Annotated in this window: 17 protein-coding genes and 1 other RNA gene; 10 read left to right on the forward strand and 8 right to left on the reverse strand. The window is 54.2% G+C overall.

Features of this window, described 5'->3' with window-relative positions:
- Positions 1-13 precede the first annotated feature (13 nt).
- The 5 genes from smpB (at position 14) to HOP44_RS10610 (ending at position 4,794) form a co-directional block, all read left to right on the forward strand.
- Positions 14-487, forward strand: a complete 474-nt coding sequence (gene smpB, locus HOP44_RS10590; protein WP_141447947.1) for an SsrA-binding protein SmpB — start codon at positions 14-16, stop codon at positions 485-487.
- A 314-nt stretch (positions 488-801) separates the two neighbouring features.
- Positions 802-1,170: a transfer-messenger RNA gene (gene ssrA, locus HOP44_RS10595) on the forward strand.
- A gap of 144 nt (positions 1,171-1,314) precedes the next feature.
- Positions 1,315-1,743 (forward strand): MarR family winged helix-turn-helix transcriptional regulator, encoded by a 429-nt coding sequence (locus tag HOP44_RS10600; protein WP_172253134.1) that lies wholly within the window; start codon positions 1,315-1,317, stop codon positions 1,741-1,743.
- A gap of 95 nt (positions 1,744-1,838) precedes the next feature.
- On the forward strand, positions 1,839-3,275 hold the full coding sequence (locus HOP44_RS10605) for a DHA2 family efflux MFS transporter permease subunit (RefSeq protein WP_172253136.1): 1,437 nt from the start codon (positions 1,839-1,841) through the stop codon (positions 3,273-3,275).
- 358 nt (positions 3,276-3,633) lie between these two features.
- Positions 3,634-4,794, forward strand: coding sequence for a cobalamin-independent methionine synthase II family protein (locus HOP44_RS10610; RefSeq protein ID WP_172253138.1), 1,161 nt, complete (start codon positions 3,634-3,636; stop codon positions 4,792-4,794).
- Positions 4,795-4,933: 139 nt separating this feature from the next.
- On the opposite strand, the gene HOP44_RS10615 is transcribed toward HOP44_RS10610, so the two are convergent.
- Positions 4,934-6,172: an SIR2 family NAD-dependent protein deacylase gene (locus tag HOP44_RS10615; protein ID WP_172253140.1), complete on the reverse strand. Its 1,239-nt coding sequence runs from the start codon at positions 6,170-6,172 to the stop codon at positions 4,934-4,936.
- A 251-nt stretch (positions 6,173-6,423) separates the two neighbouring features.
- On the opposite strand from HOP44_RS10615, the gene HOP44_RS10620 reads away from it, so the two are divergent.
- Both HOP44_RS10620 and HOP44_RS10625 read left to right on the forward strand, forming a co-directional pair.
- On the forward strand, positions 6,424-7,710 hold the full coding sequence (locus HOP44_RS10620) for a mechanosensitive ion channel family protein (RefSeq protein WP_172253142.1): 1,287 nt from the start codon (positions 6,424-6,426) through the stop codon (positions 7,708-7,710).
- A gap of 29 nt (positions 7,711-7,739) precedes the next feature.
- Positions 7,740-8,201 (forward strand): GNAT family N-acetyltransferase, encoded by a 462-nt coding sequence (locus HOP44_RS10625; RefSeq protein WP_172253144.1) that lies wholly within the window; start codon positions 7,740-7,742, stop codon positions 8,199-8,201.
- 174 nt (positions 8,202-8,375) lie between these two features.
- Here HOP44_RS10625 and HOP44_RS10630 read toward each other — a convergent pair whose 3' ends face one another.
- Complete coding sequence (locus HOP44_RS10630; RefSeq protein WP_172253146.1) at positions 8,376-12,092, reverse strand: S-layer homology domain-containing protein; 3,717 nt, start codon at positions 12,090-12,092, stop codon at positions 8,376-8,378.
- 661 nt (positions 12,093-12,753) lie between these two features.
- Here HOP44_RS10630 and HOP44_RS10635 point away from each other — a divergent pair.
- The 3 genes from HOP44_RS10635 to HOP44_RS10645 all read left to right on the forward strand — a co-directional run bounded on the left by HOP44_RS10635 (position 12,754) and on the right by HOP44_RS10645 (position 15,045).
- Positions 12,754-13,200 carry a LytTR family DNA-binding domain-containing protein gene (locus tag HOP44_RS10635; protein ID WP_172253148.1) on the forward strand — a complete coding sequence of 149 codons (447 nt, stop codon included), beginning with the start codon at positions 12,754-12,756 and terminating at the stop codon, positions 13,198-13,200.
- Positions 13,197-13,610, forward strand: a complete 414-nt coding sequence (locus tag HOP44_RS10640) for a hypothetical protein (protein ID WP_172253150.1) — start codon at positions 13,197-13,199, stop codon at positions 13,608-13,610. Before HOP44_RS10635 ends, HOP44_RS10640 begins: the two co-directional genes overlap by 4 nt.
- Before the next feature lie 148 nt (positions 13,611-13,758).
- On the forward strand, positions 13,759-15,045 hold the full coding sequence (locus HOP44_RS10645) for a galactokinase (protein ID WP_425501854.1): 1,287 nt from the start codon (positions 13,759-13,761) through the stop codon (positions 15,043-15,045).
- An 81-nt stretch (positions 15,046-15,126) separates the two neighbouring features.
- Here HOP44_RS10645 and HOP44_RS10650 read toward each other — a convergent pair whose 3' ends face one another.
- The 6 genes from HOP44_RS10650 to HOP44_RS10675 form a co-directional block, all read right to left on the reverse strand.
- A complete protein-coding gene (locus tag HOP44_RS10650; RefSeq protein WP_172253152.1) occupies positions 15,127-15,837 on the reverse strand; it encodes an ABC transporter permease in 711 nt (236 codons plus the stop codon).
- 23 nt (positions 15,838-15,860) lie between these two features.
- Entirely contained in the window at positions 15,861-16,772 is a 912-nt protein-coding gene (locus HOP44_RS10655) for an ABC transporter ATP-binding protein (protein ID WP_172253153.1), read from the reverse strand.
- 80 nt (positions 16,773-16,852) lie between these two features.
- The gene (locus HOP44_RS10660) at positions 16,853-17,497 is read right to left on the reverse strand and encodes a TetR/AcrR family transcriptional regulator (RefSeq protein WP_172253155.1); all 645 of its coding nucleotides are present in this window, start codon (positions 17,495-17,497) and stop codon (positions 16,853-16,855) included.
- A gap of 122 nt (positions 17,498-17,619) precedes the next feature.
- Positions 17,620-18,645 carry an NAD(P)/FAD-dependent oxidoreductase gene (locus HOP44_RS10665; RefSeq protein ID WP_172253157.1) on the reverse strand — a complete coding sequence of 342 codons (1,026 nt, stop codon included), beginning with the start codon at positions 18,643-18,645 and terminating at the stop codon, positions 17,620-17,622.
- Between the two features lie 39 nt (positions 18,646-18,684).
- Positions 18,685-19,740 (reverse strand): ABC transporter substrate-binding protein, encoded by a 1,056-nt coding sequence (locus tag HOP44_RS10670; protein ID WP_172253159.1) that lies wholly within the window; start codon positions 19,738-19,740, stop codon positions 18,685-18,687.
- 147 nt (positions 19,741-19,887) lie between these two features.
- Positions 19,888-21,522, reverse strand: coding sequence for an AraC family transcriptional regulator (locus tag HOP44_RS10675; RefSeq protein WP_172253161.1), 1,635 nt, complete (start codon positions 21,520-21,522; stop codon positions 19,888-19,890).
- Positions 21,523-21,559 lie beyond the last annotated feature (37 nt).

Here is a 21,559-nt window from a genome sequence, read left to right on the forward strand (position 1 = left end):
GGGGGTGCAAGACATGCCTAAAAATACGGAGCAGGGCAAAGTGCTGGCGCAGAACAAAAAAGCGTCCCACGATTATTTCATCGAAGATACGTACGAAGCGGGACTCGTGCTCACCGGCACGGAGATCAAATCGCTGCGCAAAGCCAAAGCGAATATCGGCGACGCGTTCGCGACGATCCGCGGCGGCGAAGCGTTCGTCCATAACATGCACATCAGCCCGTTCGAACAGGGCAACCGAAATAACCCGGAAGATCCAACGCGCACGCGCAAGCTGCTGCTGCACAAAGTGCAGATTCGCAAGCTGATCGGCCAGGCCAAGCAGGAAGGCTACACGATCGTGCCGCTCAAGGTCTACGTGCGCAACGGCTACGCCAAGCTGCTGATCGGCCTCGGCCGAGGCAAGAAGCAGCATGACAAGCGCGACACGGCCGCCAAGCGCGACGCGCAGCGGGACATCCAGCGGGCGCTCAAATCCCGCCAGCGTTAAGCGGGACAGGCGGGCGTCCGCGAGATCAGCCGATGAGCGACCGGAAAAGAATTTCCAGGTTTTACGGCGTACTTGGCAGGGTAATCTACCTTTACACCGCGAAATGTGGTATAATCAAAGTCTGTGGGAAGTGCTTGCACTCCCGCGAACGGTTCTTTCTTTTATGGAGGGAAAGACACCGTGCGAACTTAAGGAACATGCGGCTCGTGCCGGAATCTAGCAGTTCCAGGAACAAGGCCCTTTAATCCGGAAGTTCCCTTTTACGAAAAATGCGCGCCGGCTTCGATCTTCGGAGGGCGACGTTTTTCCGACCAGGGGGCGTTTATGGATTCGACGGGGGTAGTTCGGGCATGGGTAGCGGGTAGTGGGGACGCGTCCGCTTTATCAACGCTAAAGCCTATTAAATGGCAAACAACAAACCAACTACGCTTTCGCAGCCTAAGAAACTGTGATGCGTGCTCTCGCTCGGCATCGCCTATGTGCCGGGATGAGGGCCCAACCCAATTAGTAGGCTACGCCGTCTAGTCTCCGCCTGGGGGTAGACGGAAGAAGACAATCAGGCTGACCCAACGCGGAGCCGGTTACGGGGCGCCGCTCGGGTGACATCAAAACTGTGACTACACCCGTAGAAGCCTATGCTGCGTTGCCTTCGGACAGGGGTTCAACTCCCCTCGCCTCCATATGTACCCTCAGAAACCATCAGCCGTCATACGGTTGATGGTTTTTTGTTTGTTTTCTGTAAACTTTGAAAAACCTTATTGACGCGAACATTCTGCCATGCTATATTTAGCCAGCTAAATATAAGTCGGGCTGCTAAGGAGACAGGAATGACAGATACAGTGGATTGCGATATTCGCCAGTCGGTGGATCGGATTTCTTCCCAGATGCGCCGGGATTACAGCGAATCGCTGAGGGAGCTTAACCTGTATGTGGGGCAGGACAATCTGCTTTCCCGCTTGTGGCAGGGGGACGGCATTACGCAGATGCAGCTGTGCGGGCATTTGAAGTGCGAGCCGCCTACGATTACCAACATGGTCAAATCGCTGGAGCAGAACGGGTTCATTACCCGCAAGCGCGATGAGCACGATGCACGGGCGATGCGTATTTTTCTGACCGACGAGGGCAGGGAGCTGGAGAAACCGGTCGAGCTCAAATGGAAGCAGCAGCAGGAGAAGCTTCTGCATTCGATTCTACCGGAAGAGCGATTGCTGCTGAGACGGATTTTGAAGCAGATGGAGAGCAATTTATCAGGCTGATGCTCTCGTTTTTTATTTAGCAAGCTAAAGGTGAGGGGTTATTCCGAGCCTTTTCCAAATATTCGCTCAAATCGATCGACGAGGAGATACGACTAATGAATAAGACTTACAATACGGGCGCCATTCTGGCCTCGCTGCTGATCTGCGGTTTTATCGGCATGTTCAGCGAGACCGCTCTGAATATCGCCATGACCAACCTGATGGAGGTGTTCGAGATCTCGGCCGCGACCGCGCAGTGGTTGACGACCGGATTCCTGCTGACTCTCGGGATTCTGATGCCGACGAGCGGGCTGCTGCTGCAGCGGTTTACGACCCGTCAGATGTTTACCGGTTCGCTGATCAGCTTGATCGCGGGTACGTTGGTGGCGGCGCTTGCGATCAATTTTGAAATGCTGATGTTCGCCCGGGTGCTGCAGGCGATCGGCATGGGTCTGCTGCTGCCGCTCATGTTCAATACGATCCTCGTGATCTATCCGCCGGAAAAACGCGGAGCCGCGATGGGTTTCGTCGGACTGGTTATCATGTTCGCGCCGGCGACCGGACCGACGGTAGGCGGACTGTTGATTCAATATTTGACTTGGCATTATATTTTCTGGCTCTCGCTGCCGTTTCTGATTGTCGGATGGCTGGTGGGCATGAAGTATTTGGAGAACGTCACCGAAGTCACGAAGCCGCGGGTAGACATCTTGTCGATCGTATTGTCGACGCTCGGTTTCGGAGGAATCGTTTTCGGTTTCAGTAAAGCGGGCGAAGGCTCCGAGGGCTGGGGCAGTACGGTCGTGGTCGTATCGATCATCGTCGGACTGGTCGCCCTGGTGCTGTTCACGCTGCGTCAGATCTCGATGAAAGAGCCGATGCTGAACCTGAAAGTGTTCAAGCATCCCATGTACGTCATCGGTCTGCTCCTGGTGCTGTCGTGCATGCTGATCATTATGTCGAGCATGATCATTCTGCCGATGTTTCTCCAGACGGGCGCAGGACTGTCGGTGTTCGTCACCGGACTCATCCTGCTGCCGGGCAGCGCGCTGAACGGCATCCTTTCGCCGCAGGTCGGACGTCTCTTCGATAAGTACGGACCGAAATGGCTGGTCATTCCCGGTCTCGTGATCGTGACGCTCATGCTGTGGTTCTTCACCCATGTGTCGCCCGCTTCTTCGGTCGCCTTTATGGTGGCTCTGCATATCGGGCTTATGGTCGGGATCGCCATGGTGTGGATGCCCGCCCAAACGAACGGATTGAATCAGCTGCCGCCGGAACTGTATCCGCACGGTACGGCCGTTATGAATACCCTGCAGCAGGTAATCGGCGCGATCGGAACGGCGGTTGCGATCAGCATCCTGTCGGGCGGAACGGAGAAGTACCTGCACGGTTCTTCGGCGCCTACCCGGCCGGCCGAGATCGCCAACGCCATGACGATGGGTTCGCAGAACGTCTTCCTGTTCACGATGATCATCGCGCTGATCGGCGTTGTCATGGCCTTTTTCATTCGCCGCGTGCTGGTCAGCCGCGAGGCGATGAGATCCATGCACTGATCTTCGGCGTAAATTAAAGGAAAGCCGATCCGATATCCGATGCCCGGCTTCAATCCGCAGCGGCCTGCAGAACCGCCGAGCCGGTGTCTGTTCCAGTCCTCAAAACCCGCTCTCCGAGCGGGTTTTTCTTTTTGCGCTCGCTCGCGCGATGTTCTCGGCAATTTCTTCTGTACTTGTTCTCCCTCCCGACTTTCCCGCTGCCGCGCTACTGTTTATCGTACCCCTTATACCGATCCCCTATAACCAGCCATACCTTCTTCGTCTACGCCAACCCCCTTGCACCCGTGCTACAATAACCACACATAATCAACCGAGTGCTTTTGCACAATTACACCCAATTCCAAGGAGGCACATCCCCATGACCGATAAATTCCAAATCGTAGGCAGCCTGCTGCGCCCTTCCGAGCTGCTCAAATACAAGACGCAAATCGAGCATCGCGACGATATCCAGTACCCTTTTTACCAAGAGTTCGACGGCTACGAGCAGTGCGAAGCGAAGGCGATCGACTCCGTCGTGCAGGACCAGATCCGGCATGACCTCTCGATCGTCACGGACGGCGAGTATTCCAAATCGATGTGGCATCTGGACTTCGTGTGGGGCTTCCAGGGGATCGAACGGTATATCGCGGATCACGGGTACTTCTTCCGCGATACGGACGGCAGTTCCAAATACGAGACGCGCAAAGACATCGGGCTGCGCATCACGGGCGAGCTCGGCGCGAAGAACCACCATTTCCTCAAATCGTTCAAGCAGCTCAAAAACAGCGCCGGCGACCGCGAGACGAAGCTGTGCGTACCGTCCCCGTCCCACATCTTTGGGGAGCTGTCGTGGTCGGACAATATCGGCGGCACGGATTCCGTGTACAAGGACGCCAAAGAGCTCAAAGCCGGTCTCGTCAAAGCGTATAAAGACTTCGTACAGGACTTCGCGGACGCGGGCGGCGAGATTCTCCAGTTCGACGACTGCCTGTGGGAGCTGTTCGCGGACGATAACCCGAACTCCCCGTACACGGGCGAGAACATCGATCAGGAGCAGGTGCAGGCACTGGCGGCCGAGTTTATCGACATCAACAACACGGTGATCGACTTTGGGCACGAGCTGGGTCTGAAAATGTGGACGCACAACTGCCGCGGCAACTATGATTCGCGGAACATGGGCGGCGGTTCGTATGTGAAGATCGCGAACCTGTTCCTCAAGCAGCTCAAATACGATCGCTTCTTCCTCGAATGGGACGACGACCGCGCGGGTTCGCTGGAAGCGCTGGAAGTGTTCCGGGACAAGCCGGACACCGAGATCGTTCTCGGCCTGCTGTCTTCCAAAACGAACACGCTCGATGACGAGCAGCGCGTACTGCGCCTGCTGGACGAAGCGTCGAGCATCATCGATAAAGACCGGCTGCTGCTGTCCCACCAATGCGGCTTTGCTTCCTGCGACGGCGGCAACGAGCTGACTCAGGCGGAGCAGTGGGCGAAGATCGAACAGGGGCAGAAGATCGCGCAGCAGTATTGGGCCAAGTAAATTCACTTCTCTCATATTTCTTAGTAATCGATCATTTTGTCTATGGTCTCAAAAAGAAGCGACCTTATAGGTCGCTTCTTTTATGTGTAAATCCATAGGCATTTCTAATGAAATAAGGAGTCACAATTTTGTTAAGAGCTTATCCGGAATGATTTTCTGGATTTATATCCGCTAAGGTATTTAAGAGGGGGAGAATTTCATTCCAAGAATCTATTTTTATTAATTCTACTCCATACTCATCCCTTTTTTGATTCTCTACGGTTACCATGAAATGTTGTTCGTGTTGATCTTTCATCAATGCCTTAATATATTCGAACTGTCTCTGAACATAGGGGTCACTTAAGCTAAACCCAATAAAAAGAATTGTATAATCTTTGATAGCATCTCTTAACCTTTCTACTGCCATTTCACTTCCTGTATTGTATAAAACATCAAAATCTTCTTCAAAGATAATGCATTTATGCGGATTAGTGTATGTGCCATGAAGTTTGAGTACAAACTTGTCCAGTGAGAGCAGGTTTTTAAGCTTCGATGGATTATCTCTTTCTATTGTAACGTTTGTACTGTCTTCTGAACCTGAACAATACTCAATTATTTGATCAAAATTAGTTGTAAAGATCTTATTTGAAACTTTCCAAAGAGCTTGATGCTTCTCTGAATTTTTAACGACTTCTTTACGTACTTGAAATTCTTCTTGAATAATTTCGTATACATTTTTTTTGATTTTGGGTATTTTTTCTAAATTTTTTAATACGTCTAGTTCGTCTAAAATATGTTCTTCTAATAGACCTTTAAAGTTATTATAGACAGGATGGTCTTCAGAAACTAACTCTAATATTTTATAAATCAATTCTTTCCAATTTCTTGACTTTACAAAGTCTCCTGAAAATCCGGAACCTACAAATAAAATGAGTTTTTTTTGGAGTATAGCTTTTCTTAAAGCTGTAGGTATTACAAAGTTAGGAATAACTTCTTTTTTAAGAGGGAGATCTAATGTTGGGATTTGAATAAATGAACTTATTTTTCTACGCTCTGTTTCACTTAATAATCCATCCTTGGCTAACTTTTTAATTTCTTTCGCATTCACTTCTAAGGTTTTAACTGGTTCGAAATTAAAATAAATACTATTATTCTCCTTGTACAATCTGACAACTTTAACTAAATGAATTTTATTTCCATTTCCAGCGTAATCATAACCTATTGCTACGAAAGGTTTTTCTTTCATGGAATATTTCTCATACAGCTTTTTATTATTCTCATAGAACATTTTATACTTTTCCAATCCTTCTATTGAATATTCAGCAGAGCTTTCTTTTTCCCATTGAGGGGTTCTCTTGTGATTTGAGGAAGTTCCTAACAACAGTATGCCTTCTTCCATTTTAATTCTCCTTTACAATAAAGTTTACTCTTTACAAGAATTATAAATCATATATGGAAGTGATAGATAGAGGGTGGTATAGGTTATTAAAATAAAAATAGTACTAAACTATATTTAAGTTATCATAGATTTTATGTAGGGATACAAGGTTTGCTTTTGCTTCTTAATGTGAAGGGCCGTTATAATTAAACTTTATATGTTAAGAATTATCCATAAATCATTATATTGTTTAAATGAGCAAGGAGGACCTCATGGACTTCATCAAAAATCAACTTCAACGCTACGGCATGAACGACACGATGACCCTGTATGTGTCCAATATCCTCATGGTGCTCTTCATCGCCGCTATTTGCATCATTGCCAATCTGATTACGAAAAGAATCGTGCTCAACGTGATTTCGAGGTTGATCAGCAAGTACCGGCACAGCTGGAGCACGACCGTACTGGAGAAAAGGGTGTTCCACAAGCTGTCGCATCTGGTGCCGGCGATCATCATTTATTTTGCCGCGCCGGTCTTTCCGGTTTATCAGCCGCTGATCGAGAAACTGGCCGCCGTGTACATGATCGTGGCGACGATTAATGTGCTGAACGCGCTGCTGAATGCTTTTGAAGAAATTTACCGGTCGTTCGAAATCTCCAAGATCCGCCCGGTCAAAGGATATATCCAGGTCGTCAAGATCGTGATGTTCATCGTAGGCGGCATTATCGTCATCTCCAGTCTGATCGGGCAAAATCCGTTGTACATTCTCAGCGGTCTGGGCGCTTTGTCGGCCGTGCTGATGCTGATTTTCAAAGATTCCATTCTGGGTCTGGTGGCGGGGATTCAGCTGTCTTCCAACGATATGGTGCGCGTGGGCGACTGGATCGAGATGCCGGATTACAATGCGGACGGCGATGTCATCGACATTACGCTGAACACGGTCAAAGTCATGAATTTCGACAAAACGATTACAATGATCCCGAGCTATGCGCTGATTTCGGATTCGTTTCGCAACTGGAGAAGCATGCAGATGTCGGGCGGACGGCGGATCAAGCGGAGTATTCAGATCGATGCGACCAGCATCGAGTTCTGTACGCCGGAGATGGTGCAGGAGTTCAAGAAAATCCATTACCTGACCGATTATCTGACGACAAGGCTCGAAGAGATCGAAGCCTATAACCGGGAACATCGGATCAACCGGGACAGCCAGGTAAACGGCCGCCAGCTGACGAACGTAGGCGTATTCCGGGAATATATTCAGCGGTATCTGCGGCATCATCCGAAGATCCACCAGAACATGACCCTGATCGTCAGGCAGCTGGCGCCGGGCGACAACGGGCTGCCGCTCGAGATCTATGCGTTCAGCAACGATACGGCGTGGGCGGTCTACGAGTCGGTGCAGGCGGATATTTTCGACCATATTTTCGCTGTCGCGCCGACGTTCGGACTGCGTATTTTCCAGAATCCGACGGGACACGATATCGCACGGGTAAAAGAGAACGAGGAGATGTCGGCGTCAGCCGGCGTCGAATCGGGGAACCGGTTAAGCATGGAATAAAAAAACGAAGCGAAGGGGGCGAGTCTGCCATGAACGAGTACGAAACGAACGCCGATCAGATCGAGATTCAAAAAGCGCTGCCCGAGCACTTTCCGCTGTTGGCCCAGATCTGGCTCGATACGTCGATTTCGGCGCATTCTTTTATCGATTCGGCTTACTGGACCACGAACAAGCAGGCGATGGAAGAACGGTATTTGCCGCAATCGCACGTGTATATGTGCCTGGAGAACGGCGAGATCGTCGGTTTTGCGGCCGTTATGGACACGCGACTGGCGGCCTTGTTTATCGATGAGTCCCGCCAGGGCCGGGGATACGGCCGTAGGCTGCTCGATTGCGTTAAAAAAGACCTCGATACGGTCCGATTGAACGTGTACGCGCAAAACGCGCAGGCGAACGGGTTTTACCGAAAACAGGGTTTTGAGGTTGAGTCCGAGCAGACCGACGAAGCGACGAACGAACTCGAGTACGCCATGGTGTGGAAACGGGGATAAGCGATTTTCGCCGGCGAGGCGCTCCTAGGGAGCGCCTTTTTTGCCAGGACTACAGCTCACACAAAGTACCCCGAATCGCGATGCCTTTGCAAAGCCATATCAAAAAGCCCCGCTCGACAGGAGCGGGGCTTTTCGGGTCAATCACTGAAATCTAAAGGGCGAATCAAGCCGGATTTAATTCTTCCAGTTTTCGATTCCGGTCTCCAGCTGTTCGAATTCATGGGAAACGGAAGCTTCCATGATATCGGAGTAATGCTCATGCGTTGTCGGGACGTCCGACCATTTCTGTTGGGCCTTGATCTCCCAAGGGCTACGTTCCAGAACCCGGTTCAGAATCCGCACGACTTCCAGACGGGTAATCGGCCGGTTCGGCTCGAATTTCTGTCCTTCGAAGTCGAACAGCAGGCCCTGCTGTTCAAGCGCTGCGACCGCTTTTTCGGACCAGTGTCCGGAAAGGTCGGTATACGAGCTTTTGGAAGCGGCATCCCAGTCGTACAGATTCGTGAGGGTCTGTGCGAATTCCGCACGGGTGACCTGTTTCTTCGGCTGGAAGGTACGGTTGCTGAATCCGACCATCCATTTGTTGTCCGAAGCCGTCTTGATGGCTTTGGCTGCCCAGTTCTTGGCATCTACGTCCTTGAACGAAACTTTGCTCGCAGGAGCTGCGGACGTATACAGGCGGGACAGAATGGCGGCAACTTCGGCACGGTTGATGCCGCGTTCCGTGCGGAACGTGCCGTCCGGATAACCGACCATATAAGCGGCGTGGTCGCCTGCGGCTTTTACTTTGGCCTGCATGGAGAAATCGAACTTAACGATCGTTTGTCCCACATGGATCAGGCCGTCTTTGATATAGCTGTCGCTTCCGAATTTCTCGTCGCGTTTATCCGTACGGCTGTCGAAGACGTTATATCCGTTCTTCTCACCCATGAAGTAGTAATCGCCGTCGGCGAAGACCATCCAACCGTACTGCCCTTCGTCCGTGCTGGACTGCGGGTTATGGTTCTGGTTCGGCGCGAAGTCGGCCAGTTCCGGCAGGTTAACCTGCGTTCCCGGCACTCTGCCTTTGGAGCGGTTCAATTCCGTATCCGCCCAGTACAGTTTCATGTTGACTCCCGGTACGGGCTTGCCCGTTACGGAATCGAGGATCGTTCCGTAAGGATCGATCAGTTCGACCGACATTTTGGCATTGCCTTGACTGTCGACGTTCAGCATGCCGGAAGGTCCTGCAAGTTTGTCTCCGTTAGGTGCAATGACGTTCAGAGCGAGCGTGTATTCGCCCGGAGCTACCTGCGGAAGAACGAAAGTTCCGTCCGCTTTCATCTCGAGGCTCGGCATATTCAGTTCTTTGCCGTCGGCCGATTTGATCTTGCCGGCGACTTTCAGGTCGCTGCCGACCAGCTTGGTGATTTTCTCCTGAACCGATTGGCCGCCTTTGGACGGATCGGTTACGATGACTTCCGTCTTCATGGTCGGTGCAGGCTGCTGTACGACCACAGGCGGATTGCTTACCGACGGAGTTGTTTCCACAACCGGCGGAGTCGGCTCCGTTACCACAGGCGGAGTCGGTTCCGTTACCACAGGTGGAGTCGGTTCCGTTACCACAGGCGGAGCGGCGTCCGGTTTGATCGTAACGACATTGGATGTGCCCGCGTAAGGTCCGGATTTTACGACCAGGCGGAAATGGTACGTTTCGTTGCTCGACAGGTTAGGGAGCGTCACGCTGGTCGAAGTTTCATCCAGCGGAGCGGGCAGGGTAACCGGCGTGAAGTCGGTTCCGTTCGTGGACAGCTCGATCACGATGTCCGAAGCTCCGGTTACAGCCGGGAATTTCAGCGTAACTTGTTCTTGCCCGGCTTCTGCCGTCAGCGTGCTTACCGGATTGGAAGGCGAGACTTCCACCGTGTTGGATACGCCCGCATATTTGCCCGACTGGACTTTCAGGCGGAAGAAGTACGTTTTGCCGTCGGTCAGTCCCGAGATGGTCGCGCTTGTCGAAGTGGAATCAAGCGGTTCTGCCAAATCGACCGGAGCGAAGACTTTACCGTCTTCGGACTGCTCGACCGTAATGCTGGAAGCTCCCGTCAAAGCCGGGAAATTCAAAATCGTCTGCTCGCTGCTTGCGATCGCTTCAAGCGTAGTCAGAGCCTGCGAAGGGAAGGTCTCGACCGCGTTGGAATGGCCGGCGTAAGGACCGGACTCCACATTCAGGCGGAAAAAGTATTTCTCTCCGTTGGTCAGTCCCGTTACGGTTGCACTGGTGGAAGAAGCGTCCAGCGGCTCGGGCAGATCGACCGGAACGTAATCTTCTCCGTCCGAAGACTGTTCGATCGTAATTTTAGTCGCTCCCGTCAAAGCCGGGAAATTCAATACGGCTTGTCCATTGCCCGCGACAACCGACAGATCGCTCAGAGGAGCGGGTTCCGCCGCATTGACGTAGACGGCGAATGTTTTTTCGCTGGTCAGGCCGCCCTGCGTGATCGTAGCGGTCAGGTTGACATACATCCCTTTTTGCGAAATGACAGGTCTTTTTACGACGCCGTTGGCATCGATCACGGAAGGCTGATCGGAAGACCAGACAGTCGTGACGTTCTTGTCGCTCAGCAGCGTCAGGTTGCCGTTCACGGAATTTTTCGAATCGTAATCCGAATATTGGATATCCGTGACTGCTTCCGCCTGTTCGATAGCTTCGATCGGTTCTTTGTAGCCATTGATAAGTTGTTCGACGATCTTGTCGGCCAGAGCGTCGATTACTTCCGGACCGCCTTCATTTACGTCGACGTGCAGACCGCCTTTTTTGATGCTGTCGATGAACGCTTGGTCGATCGGTTTGTAGACCACATCGGTTACCCCGAGGTACTGCGCTTCTTTGCCGTCAAAAGCATCTTTCAATTCGGCTTGCTTGGTACCGCCGTCAAGTTCCACGCTAGGATTGTCGTTCAGATTCACGACGTAGCGCAGCGGAGCATTTCCCCATGGAATCTTGTTTACGGCCACGTCGAGCGTTTTGCTCGAAGTCGAATACAATTTCATGTTCTCGAACGAGAAGACCGAGATGATCTCGCAGCCGTGGCTGCCGTAGCTGACGATCGGTCCGAACTCGTTGCCGTACTGGTTCGGAAGGGACAAATTGCGGATAAGCGGCTCGCCGTTATCCCACATATTCAGCGTGGCATCCGTAGCCACGATCTTGATACTGTGCTGAGGGGAAGAGCCTTTCGAATAAGACTGAAGCAGGCTCACCCCCGGCATGTCAGCCAAGTAGCTTGATGTCTCGTTGTGCAGAACATCCACGTCGAGACCGTCGATTTTGTAGACATTGACGGCACCCTGAACATACAGAATGACGTAGCCGCTCAGTTTCCGCTCGGCATCGATCTTGGTGTTGAAGAGGAACCCTCCGCCTTCCATACTGTGGTAATCCACTTTGGACTCGTCCATATCGAAGGTAATGATTTTTTTGCCGGTCGGGCTTCCGCTTGTGAGCATAAAGTCTTTGTAGCCCGGAGAAGTATACCCATAGAAAGTGAAGTTGCTGCCGTTGTTGGACATTTGAACGTGGTTGTAATCGGCAGTCTCAACCTGCGGAGTGGTCGCGTAAGGACCTCCGATATACCAGCTGTCATAACCGGAATGTACGTATGTCGTATCGGTTACCGACATCCGGTCGGCGCTTGCATCCATAATGGATACATATTTGGGGTTGATGTTTTGCTGGCTCAATTTGAGTCTGACCGCATCGTTCAGCTGGCTGTCGAATTCGGCGGAATCAAACTTGCTCGTTCCGGTATTGTAATAAACTTCGGCAACCGGCGAAAGCGCCGATGCAAAAGGTGCGTTGCCCATGACCAGCAAGAAAGCCAAGGCTGCGGAGATTATCTTTTTCTTCATCTGCTTCATCCATTCTCTAAGTTGATAACTGCATATAACCCTTCAGCTCTCTTTGTCTGATGCTTGGAAGCCCAATCTCCTCTGTGCGCAACCACTCTCCGTCTCCTAAAAGATAATCGTCAGTTCCGGAATCCCGATCGTTTGGCTCAACGTTCAACGGCCGTGCGAACACGGAAGTCGTAACGTTTTGGGAAGTCGTTGCAGCCAACGGAATCGGATTGGATTATGTAGCCGCCGCGATCCGTTACTGCCGACCGCCGAGTGAAGCAAACGCATCCTCCGCCGAAACCGAGGTTCGAACGGGATGCCGGATCTATGAGGCTTTCGTATCCCTTTTTTAATATCGTCAAGAAAGACTTAAAATTGTGCCTACCATTGTCTTATCCTTTATTTCTTTTTAAGCGAAAACAGATAGGAATATAGTAGGAGAGGAAGTAAGAGAGGAAGTAGGAACAGTGTCGAAATGATCCTGATAGTCCTTTTGAATAAATGTTTCATTTTCTGTTTGCGTTTTTGAAAACTGCACATTACGGATTTGTCCGGACCCTGATTTCGGTTCTCCTGCAACAAACTTCCCGATCTCTGCAACAAACGGCACAAACCGTAGCTCTCACCCCATTTTGCAGGTACGCTGAGTACAAGCAAAGGAAAGGAGGCCATTATGAAGATCAGGTTCGAAACCGATGCCGCTCTGGACCGGCGGACGGCAAAAGTATGGACCCACCCGGAAGAACAAGCACGTTGGCCGCAGATCCGCGAAGCGATCGAACAGTTGGACGGCAGAATCGGATTGATCAACGCGGCCAACGACCGGATCGTCCAGGTGCCGCTGGGACAGATCGCCGTGATCGAGTCGGAAGACCGGATGTGCGGAGTGACATTGATTACCGGTGAGAGGTATCTGCTGAACAAACGCTTGAAATCCGCGGAAGAAGAGTTCGCCGCGCCGCGGTTTGTCCGGATCAACAACCGTACGGTCATCGGTGCCGCGCATATCCGGGAGTTCTCGTCTGCCGCGCACGCCCGGATCGAAGTGACGTTAACCGATGGTTCGCAGCATGTGGTCAGCCGCTTTTACATTCAACAATTCAGGAGGGGTTTGCGATGATGATTCAGCTGAGACAGTCGTTTTTCCAGGTGTTTACGATGAGTTTGCTGTGGGTGGTACTGCTGCTGACGGTTTTCTATAAAGGGGAGACGGTCGGCATCGAGTATTTGTGGAACGTGGCCGGCATCGCCGCGATCTGCGGGGTACTTTTCGGTGTCCTGTACAAAGCGCTGTGGAGCCATTTTACGTTTAAGCCGGTCTGGAATATCCTGATCTCGTCGGTACTGTCGATCTGCGGCGCCCTGCTGGGGATGAGACTTTTTTCGCGGGAGATGTATGACATGCTGTTTCCGTGGCTGCCCGGCATGATCGTCATATCGCTTGTCCTGCATACGCTCGCTTTCTATGCCTATGCGCGCATGGACAGCAGGAAACGGGCGGAGGAACTGAACAACAAGCTCCAAAGATAGGCCTGCAGGCGAGAAGGTGTCGAAAAGAACCGGGATATTGGAAATCCGCCCTGTATGCGTATTCAAAAATGTGTCATATTGGAGAGGAGGCGGACGAATCCGCTTCCCTAACCGATTTGACATACCCCGTATTCAGGAGGAATTTTGGATGACGAACGAATTTAACCCGGCTTTTCTGCAAACGCCGGCGATGCTCTCCGCTTTGACCGCGCTGTACGGCGAAGCCAAACTTTCCGAACAAACGGCACGCTACCAAAAGGTGCTTGACGCGTACGCTCAAACCTACGGATCGGAATCGGTGCAGCTGTTCAGCGCGCCGGGACGGACCGAGATCGGCGGCAACCATACCGACCATAACCACGGCAAAGTGCTGACCGGCAGTATCGATCTCGATACGATCGCCGCGGCGGCGAAGACGGAAGAGAACGTGATTACCCTGCGTTCGGAAGGCTACGAGCGGCAGTATTCGATTAATCTCGATCAGTTGGAGATCAACGCCGAAGACGACGGCACGGCCGGCTTGATCCGCGGCATCGTCGCCGGCTTCGCCGAGCAGGGGTACCGTACCGGCGGATTCCGCGCCTACGTCTCGAGCAGTGTGTACAGCGCTTCGGGCCTCAGCTCTTCCGCCTCGTTCGAGATGCTGATCTGCACGATCCTCAGCGAGTTCTATAATGAAGGAAGCTTGAACGCGGTGCAGATCGGCAGGATCGGCAAATACGCGGAGAACAAATTCTGGAACAAGCCGTCGGGTCTGCTGGACCAGATCGCCTGCGCGCACGGCGGCCTGATCTCGATCGACTTCGAGAATCCGGACGAGCCTGTGATCGAGCCGGTCACCTACCGCTTCGATCAGGACGGGTATGCGCTCGTGATCGTGAATACCGGCGGCAACCATGCGGATCTGACGGAAGATTATGCGGCCGTTCCACGGGAGATGTTTGCCGTAGCGGAGCTGCTCGGAACGGAATTCTGCCGCGGCACGTCGGCGGACGGACTCTACGCCCGCCTGCCGGAAATCCGCGAAAAAGCCGGAGACCGTGCCGTGCTTCGCGCGCTGCACTTTTTCGAAGAGAACGACCGGGTAGACGGCATGTTGGAAGCGCTGCGCAGGGAAGATCTGCAGGCTTTTCTTCCGTTGATTACGGAATCGGGCAATTCGTCGTGGAAATGGCTGCAAAACGTGTATCGTCCCGAAGCGACCCGCGGTCAGGAAGTAGCGATCGCGCTGGCGATTACGGAGCGGTATATCAAGCGGCTCGGAGCGGGTGCGTGCCGTGTTCACGGCGGCGGATTCGCGGGCGTGATTCTGGCGGTGCTGCCGCAGGATGCGGTCGGGGCGTATCAAGACCTGATTCAGCGCACGCTGGGAACGGAGTCGCTTGAAATCCGGGTTCGCGCGCACGGCGCCGTCTGCCTGGACCGGGTGAAGTAGAATTCAATAAACGGTAAAAAAGAAACGAGCCGCAGAAGAGATTCTGGAGGCTCGTTTTTGCGTTCGTTCCTGTCAGTCGAATTACCGCTGGTCCGCTCGTTTCCACCAAGATATCGTCCCGAACGCACCTAGCTCAAACACGAAGATCAGAATCACATAACTGGCTGTGCCAAGCGGAAACAGCGTCAAGCCGCTCATCGACAGATGCAGTGCCGGAATCGACCAGGGCAGATAAGGGCCAAGTGCGGTCGGTCCCGCAGTCAGGGCGACCATCAGTGTGGTGAACGCATAAGCGATCGGAACCAGATAACCGCGCGAGATGCTGGCCAGCAGCGCGATCGGCGAACAGAGCAGCAGATGAAAAACAGCGATCAGCAGCAGCCCGACGAACTGATGGGCGATGATAGGCCAGGAAAAGCCGGGAACGCCGATCAACAGGCCGACTAGCAGCGAGAAAGCGAAGATCGTCAGCGTCGCGACCAGACACCAGAACGCGATGACGACAGCTTTGGCAATCACAATGGCAGTACGCGAGACCGGCAGGGCCAGCAGGTCTTTCACGGTCCGGTCCGTATACTCCCTCCCGAATGTCCAGGCGGTAATCGTCCCGAACCCCATCAGACCGAATACGGAAGCGAACAAGAAGGTCATGCTTCCCAAATGCTCGTTCCAGTCCGCTCCGCCGGAGCGAATGCCGGTCACGAACAACAGAAAGACCAACATCCCCCACAGTACCGGTGAACGGCTCAATTTTCGATTCTCCACGTAAACGGCATTCCCTAATAATCTCATATTGGATATCCTCCCTGCAGCCATTATTCGCTTACCCGCTGTAAAAAGTACGATTCAAGGCCTTCTTCTTCAACCGTCAGCCCGGTCAGTGAAAGGTTGGCGTCCACCAGCAGCTTGGCTACCCGTTCCGGCTGCCGGATCGCCTGTTCGTCCGCAATCTCGATGCTGCCTTCAGCCGAGATTTGCGCACGGTAACCGGCTTCCAGCAGCAGTCGATTCGCGGTTTCCCCTTGATCTTGAACCTTGACCATCAGCCGTTTACGCCGGAGCTGCTCGAATTCCTGCGAGCTGATCTCTTGAATCAGTGTGCCGCCGTGAATAATGCCGATCCGCGACGCCAGCTTGGACATCTCCTCCAAAATGTGGCTGGAAATAAATACGGTCATACCTTCTTCCTTGGCCGAGCGGCGCAGAAGTTCGCGAACCTGAACGATGCCTGCCGGGTCGAGCGCATTGGTGGGTTCGTCCAGAATCAGAACGGAGGGGTGATGGATCATCGCTTTGGCTAGGCCAAGCTTCTGGGCATTGCCGAGCGACAGGTTTTTGGCTTTGGTATCGGCGTAACGCGTCAGCTGCAATTTTTCCATGACGGACTCGGTCGCGCTTTTTTCCGGCAGACCCCGCAGTTTGGCGATCAGCCGCAGATTGTCGCGTACCGTGAAATTCGGGTATGCATAAGGCGTCTCCACCATGTAGCCGATCTGCCGCCACAGGTCGGGCTTGGCTTCGATGACGCTTCGACCGTTGATATAGGCTTCTCCGGAAGTCGGCCGAATCATGCCCAGCAGCATTCGGATGGTCGTCGTTTTTCCGGCTCCGTTCAGACCCAGGAATCCGTAAATTTCTCCCCGGTGCACATTCAGCGATACGTCCTGCAGAACCGAATGGGTACCGTACCGTTTGGTCAAAGATTCCGTGCGAATGATCTCCTGCATCATCAACTCTCCTTGTTTTTGTTTCGTTTACCGAACGTTCGTTGAGTGAAATTGTCAAAAAAGAAGCACCGAAGTGCCGCTTACTCGCTGGCCTGCTTGGCCCACAACTGCATGTAGAATTGCGATAATGTAGCGGCTTCCTCCTGCTCCATCCGGTTTCCCCTCAACAGCTGCTGGATCACGGTAAACACGATATGCGCCAAAAACTGCGAGGAAGCGAGCGAGAAATCCATGGGCCGAATATCGCCCTGCTCCGCGCGCTGCGACAGATAATCGGACATCGCTTCGAACGGAAGACGGGTGACGCTGTCGAGCTCTTCTTTCTGTTCGTCGCTCAGCAGAGAGCGCTCGCGAAGCAGAATCTGGAAGTAGGCTTGGTCTTCCGTCAATTTCTGCGCCAGCCCGACAATCAGTTCCGTTAATACATTGAACAGAGGCAGATCGGTTTTTGCAAAAATCTTTTGGAAAAACAAAACGATGCCGCCGATCCGTTCTTTCTGCGCGGTTTGCAGCACAGTGGTCAGAATTTCGAATTTGCCGCCGGGAAAATAGTGATACGTCAGGGCATCCGCCATACCGATCGCTTTATTCAGCTCGCGCATCGATACGGCATGATACCCTTTTTCCGCAAAAAGGTGTTTGGCGGTCTGGAGGATCTGCTGTCTGCGATGTACAGCTTGAAGATCTCGACTTGTCATACGTTTGCCGGGCTGTTTCGATTCCATAACGGCTCCTCATTTCACTAAACATTCGTTGAACCAATAGTAAGCGCGTTTGGCGGCAAAGTCAAATCCGAATCAAAAACAAGCCGGACGTTGAACCGCCCGGCTTGTTCATTGGAATGAAATCACAGAGGCTTCGATGCCGCCAAGGCCCGGTTCAACTCGCGGAACCGGTCATGATGCGACGACACGCCGGCCATTTTGCCGGCGGTCGGGTCCAGGTACAGCTTGGCGTGGTTGACCGCGAGCACCGCGTCGTTGAACGCGCCGGCGATCAGTCGGACCTTCGTGCCGTAGGTCACGAAGTCGCCCGCGCCGAACACGCCGGGAATCGACGTGGCCATGCTGTTGTCGACCGTCACGCCGTAATCCTGCCGCTCCAGACCCCATTCCAGCAGATGGCCGTAGTTGCGGCTGAAGCCGTGGTTGACGAGAATCTCATCCGCTTCGATCCGCGCTCCGGCGCCGGTCTCGGCATCGGACAGCTCGACGGCATGGATCCGGTCGCCTGCGCCGATCAGGCGGGAAACGTTGAACGGCGTCCGCACTTCGGCGCTCTCGTACATGCGCGTCACCTGGCGCTCCAGCGCGTCGAACTCGCGGCGCCGGTGCACGACGGTGACATGCGAAGCATAGTCCGCCAGCTCCACGGCCCAGTCGACCGCGGAATTGCCGCCGCCGGTCACCAGCACTTTTTTGCCGCGAAAATGTTCCAGGTCGGTAATCGTATAATGCAGATTCGCCAGCTCGTAGCGGTCCGCGCCTTCGACGGCAAGTTTCTGGATCTGCGTAATGCCGCGTCCGGCGCACATCAAGAGCGTACGCGTGAAATGCAGCTCGCCCGTATCGGAAGTCAGCATCAGCACGCCGTCTTCCCGCCGCTGCAGGCCGCGAATCTCCTGTCCGAATACGATCGCCGGATCGAAAGTCCGGGCCTGCCGCTCCAGATTGTGGATCAGCTGCTCGCAGCGAATCGGATTGACCCCTCCCACATCCCAGACCATCTTCTCCGGGTACATGCGCATGAATCCGCCAAGCTCGTGCTTGGCTTCGATCAGCTTGGTTCGCATCTCGCGCATCCCGGCATAAAAAGAAGCATACATGCCCGCCGGGCCGCCGCCCACGATCGTCAGGTCGTAAATCTCGGTCATTGCGTCCACTCTCCTCGTCGCTTGGCTATGCAGGGCATGTTATTTCAGGGAAGTCAGCTGCTTCACCAGATTATCCGTAAAGTGGGCATAGCCGATCGGGCCTTCGCCCTGAACCAGATCCTGCGTCGTGACCGGGATGACATGGTCTTCCTTGACCGCGCGCAGCCCTTTCCACAGACTGCTCTTCATCAGCTGATCGTAAAATTCGGTTCCGTCTTCGCCGTCGACGACCCGCTTCTCGAGCAGGATATAGTCGGGATCGATCTCGGGCAGGAATTCAAGCGAGAAAGGAGTGAACCAATCTTCGGCGCCCGCGATCGCTTCCGGAACGTTCAGTCCCAGTTCGTGGTACAGCAGCTTGATCGCGCCGCCTCTTTGCTCGTCGTCGCCCAAATAGCGATACTGTTTGGCTTCGACACGCAGTACGAGCACGGTCTTGTCTCCGAGCGCGGCATCCAGCGTCCGGGAAGCTTCAGCGGTCTTGGCATGGTAGGCGGCCAATTCGGCTTCGCTCTCGCTCTGTTTGCCGAACAGCTGTGCAAGCTTCGGCATGGATTCTTCCATCTCGACGGTCGAATCGAGCGCGACGGTCGGGGCGATCTTGGTCATCTGCTCGTGCGTACCCTCGTCAACCGAGATACCCGGAGCAATAATCAGATCGGGAGCCAGCGACAGCAGCAGTTCGAAATTGTGTTCGTACTGCGGATATTCGATCATCTCGATTCCCTGCTCTTTCAGGTATTGGGTACGGTAGTCCGGTTCGACGCTGCTCGTATACAGCACCATATCCGGCGCTTCGCCCATGGAGGCCAGATATTCGGCGTAGCGGGAACTCGTTACGAGCACACGCTGCGGATCGGCCGGAATCGTCACTTCGCCGTACAGATCCTGATAGACTCGGGGAGCCGCATCTGCCGTTTCCGCCGGCTTCTCCGCATCGGCGGATTCCGCCTTATCGGATTCGGGTGCTTGAGGGGCTGCCTGTACGGTGTCCGCCGACGCCGCAGAACCCGTCGTTTCGTTGGCGTTCGAGCAGGCGGCAAGCATAAAGACAAGGAAGAAGGTTCCCAATAATAGTGCCAGATATCTGGACATGCTTCATCTCTCCTATTTTCATGTGTAATAATGATAATCATTTTCATTTACACATCATAGCAAAGAGGCGCGGCGGGCTCCATAGGCAGGCGTGCGCAATAAACAGGACGATTGTGCGCGGAGGCTTTCCCGCTTAGTCTGCCAGTCTCAAAACGGACGGCCGATCAACGAGGAAACGACATAGCCGATCAGCTCGGCGTGACCGGTGGAGCCGAGTCCGGCCGCCCACAGTCTCGTGTCCGCTTCATATACCCGGCCTTGGCGAACGGCGGTCAGGTTCGGCCAAAAAGAGCAGCCGAGCAGCCGTTCCATGTTCTTGTCGGAAGAACCGGCTTCCGTCAACCGGTTCTCGAGAAACAGATAATCCGGATCAATCTCGGCCAGCCGCTCGGGCGCGATCGGATTGAACCAGGCCTGTCCGTTTTCGAGCGAAGCCGGAATAGACAAACCGAGTTCGCGGTACAGCACCCGGGAAGCTCCGCTCGAATGCGCGCCCAGATAGCGGCAGCCTGTCCGTTCGACGCGCAGAACCATAACGGAAACGCCCGGTTCCAGCACGCCGGCCAGAGCTGTTCTTGCCCGCGCCGCCAGTGCGTCCATTTGGCGCAGCAGCCTGTCGGCTTCGCGTTCTCGGCCGAGCAGGGCGGCGAGATGGCCGACGGTCTTCGCCAGATCGGGCGAGATCCGCACCACGGCCGGAGCAAGCTCGCGAAGCCGGCTTAGGGCATATTCGTCCGTCGGTCCGCAGATCAGCAGCTCCGGGCGCGATTCGCGAATGGCTTCGATATGCAGCGAATGCTGCGGAGAGCGGATCATGCGCACGCCGTGCCGTTCAAACCGCTCAAGCTGCCGCCCGGGCACCAGTTCCGGCGTCAGCGATACACTGTGCGGAATGACGCCCAGATCGATCAGGATCTCTGCACCCCGGGCGGAGGTGACGCAGATCCGGCGTGCTGCCGCGGTCGCCGCATAGTCGCGGGGCGAGCAGTGCGCGAACTTTTTGAAGCGGCGGCTGAAGTACGAAGCGTCTTCGAAGCCGACCCGTGCCGCCACCTCGCGGGTACGCATAGGGGAAGACAGCAGATGTTCCTGCGCCCGATAGATTCGGTAAGCGGACAGATAATCCAGCGGAGGCTGCCCGGCATACTCATGGAATTTGCGCGAGTAATGCCAGGGACTGAGCCCGGCGATGCCGGCCAGAAGATCCCGGGTCAGATTGCGGGCGTAATGCTGCCGGATATAGGCCATCGAACGGCGTATGCCGGCTTCGGTGCCTTCTTCGCCTTCGCGCTCCTCCTGCCGGTAAAAGGATTCGATCAGCGCCATCAGCAGCCGCTGTCTGCGGATGGCCTGGCCGGCGCTTCCGTTCAATCCGCCCAGCAGTTCGCCGCCCAATTCCGACAGGACTTCCGCCGGTACCCAAGAGCGCTGGAAGCTGTCGCCGGAAGGCAGCTCCCAGAAGCGCGGATGCAGTTCCGGGCCTGCGCCGTCTTCGCCGCGCAGTCCATACAGCCGCACCGCGATGACCCAGCCTTCGGCTCCGGGACCGGATGCTTCGATCCGCACGCCTTCGAGCGCGGCCAGAGCTTCGCCGGATCGCTGCTTCACGGACCGGCCTTCAATCTTCCATTCCAGACTGCCCGTACCCAACAGAAACAGGCAGTTGGTATCCAGATTGCGCGCTTCCGGCGTCTCTGCCAGCCAATCGGACAGCCGGCGGCAGCCGATCCAGTGAAACTGCGCGGGAACCGCCGTTTCGCCATATTCAAAAAAGATTGTCATAGGGTCCTCCTGACCGTTGTTCTGCCTGCGGATCTAC

This window comes from Saccharibacillus deserti (genome assembly GCF_013618475.1).
Classification (GTDB): Bacteria; Bacillota; Bacilli; order Paenibacillales; family Paenibacillaceae; genus Saccharibacillus; species Saccharibacillus deserti.

Excerpts from the sequence above, each read along its gene's own strand:
- smpB (WP_141447947.1), top strand. The coding sequence starts at position 14 with ATGCCTAAAAATACGGAGCAGGGCAAAGTGCTGGCGCAGAACAAAAAA.
- HOP44_RS10600 (WP_172253134.1), top strand. The coding sequence starts at position 1,315 with ATGACAGATACAGTGGATTGCGATATTCGCCAGTCGGTGGATCGGATT.
- HOP44_RS10605 (WP_172253136.1), top strand. The coding sequence starts at position 1,839 with ATGAATAAGACTTACAATACGGGCGCCATTCTGGCCTCGCTGCTGATC.
- HOP44_RS10610 (WP_172253138.1), top strand. The coding sequence starts at position 3,634 with ATGACCGATAAATTCCAAATCGTAGGCAGCCTGCTGCGCCCTTCCGAG.
- HOP44_RS10615 (WP_172253140.1), bottom strand. The coding sequence starts at position 6,172 with ATGGAAGAAGGCATACTGTTGTTAGGAACTTCCTCAAATCACAAGAGA.
- HOP44_RS10620 (WP_172253142.1), top strand. The coding sequence starts at position 6,424 with ATGGACTTCATCAAAAATCAACTTCAACGCTACGGCATGAACGACACG.
- HOP44_RS10625 (WP_172253144.1), top strand. The coding sequence starts at position 7,740 with ATGAACGAGTACGAAACGAACGCCGATCAGATCGAGATTCAAAAAGCG.
- HOP44_RS10630 (WP_172253146.1), bottom strand. The coding sequence starts at position 12,092 with ATGAAGAAAAAGATAATCTCCGCAGCCTTGGCTTTCTTGCTGGTCATG.
- HOP44_RS10635 (WP_172253148.1), top strand. The coding sequence starts at position 12,754 with ATGAAGATCAGGTTCGAAACCGATGCCGCTCTGGACCGGCGGACGGCA.
- HOP44_RS10640 (WP_172253150.1), top strand. The coding sequence starts at position 13,197 with ATGATGATTCAGCTGAGACAGTCGTTTTTCCAGGTGTTTACGATGAGT.
- HOP44_RS10645 (WP_425501854.1), top strand. The coding sequence starts at position 13,759 with ATGACGAACGAATTTAACCCGGCTTTTCTGCAAACGCCGGCGATGCTC.
- HOP44_RS10650 (WP_172253152.1), bottom strand. The coding sequence starts at position 15,837 with ATGAGATTATTAGGGAATGCCGTTTACGTGGAGAATCGAAAATTGAGC.
- HOP44_RS10655 (WP_172253153.1), bottom strand. The coding sequence starts at position 16,772 with ATGCAGGAGATCATTCGCACGGAATCTTTGACCAAACGGTACGGTACC.
- HOP44_RS10660 (WP_172253155.1), bottom strand. The coding sequence starts at position 17,497 with ATGGAATCGAAACAGCCCGGCAAACGTATGACAAGTCGAGATCTTCAA.
- HOP44_RS10665 (WP_172253157.1), bottom strand. The coding sequence starts at position 18,645 with ATGACCGAGATTTACGACCTGACGATCGTGGGCGGCGGCCCGGCGGGC.
- HOP44_RS10670 (WP_172253159.1), bottom strand. The coding sequence starts at position 19,740 with ATGTCCAGATATCTGGCACTATTATTGGGAACCTTCTTCCTTGTCTTT.
- HOP44_RS10675 (WP_172253161.1), bottom strand. The coding sequence starts at position 21,522 with ATGACAATCTTTTTTGAATATGGCGAAACGGCGGTTCCCGCGCAGTTT.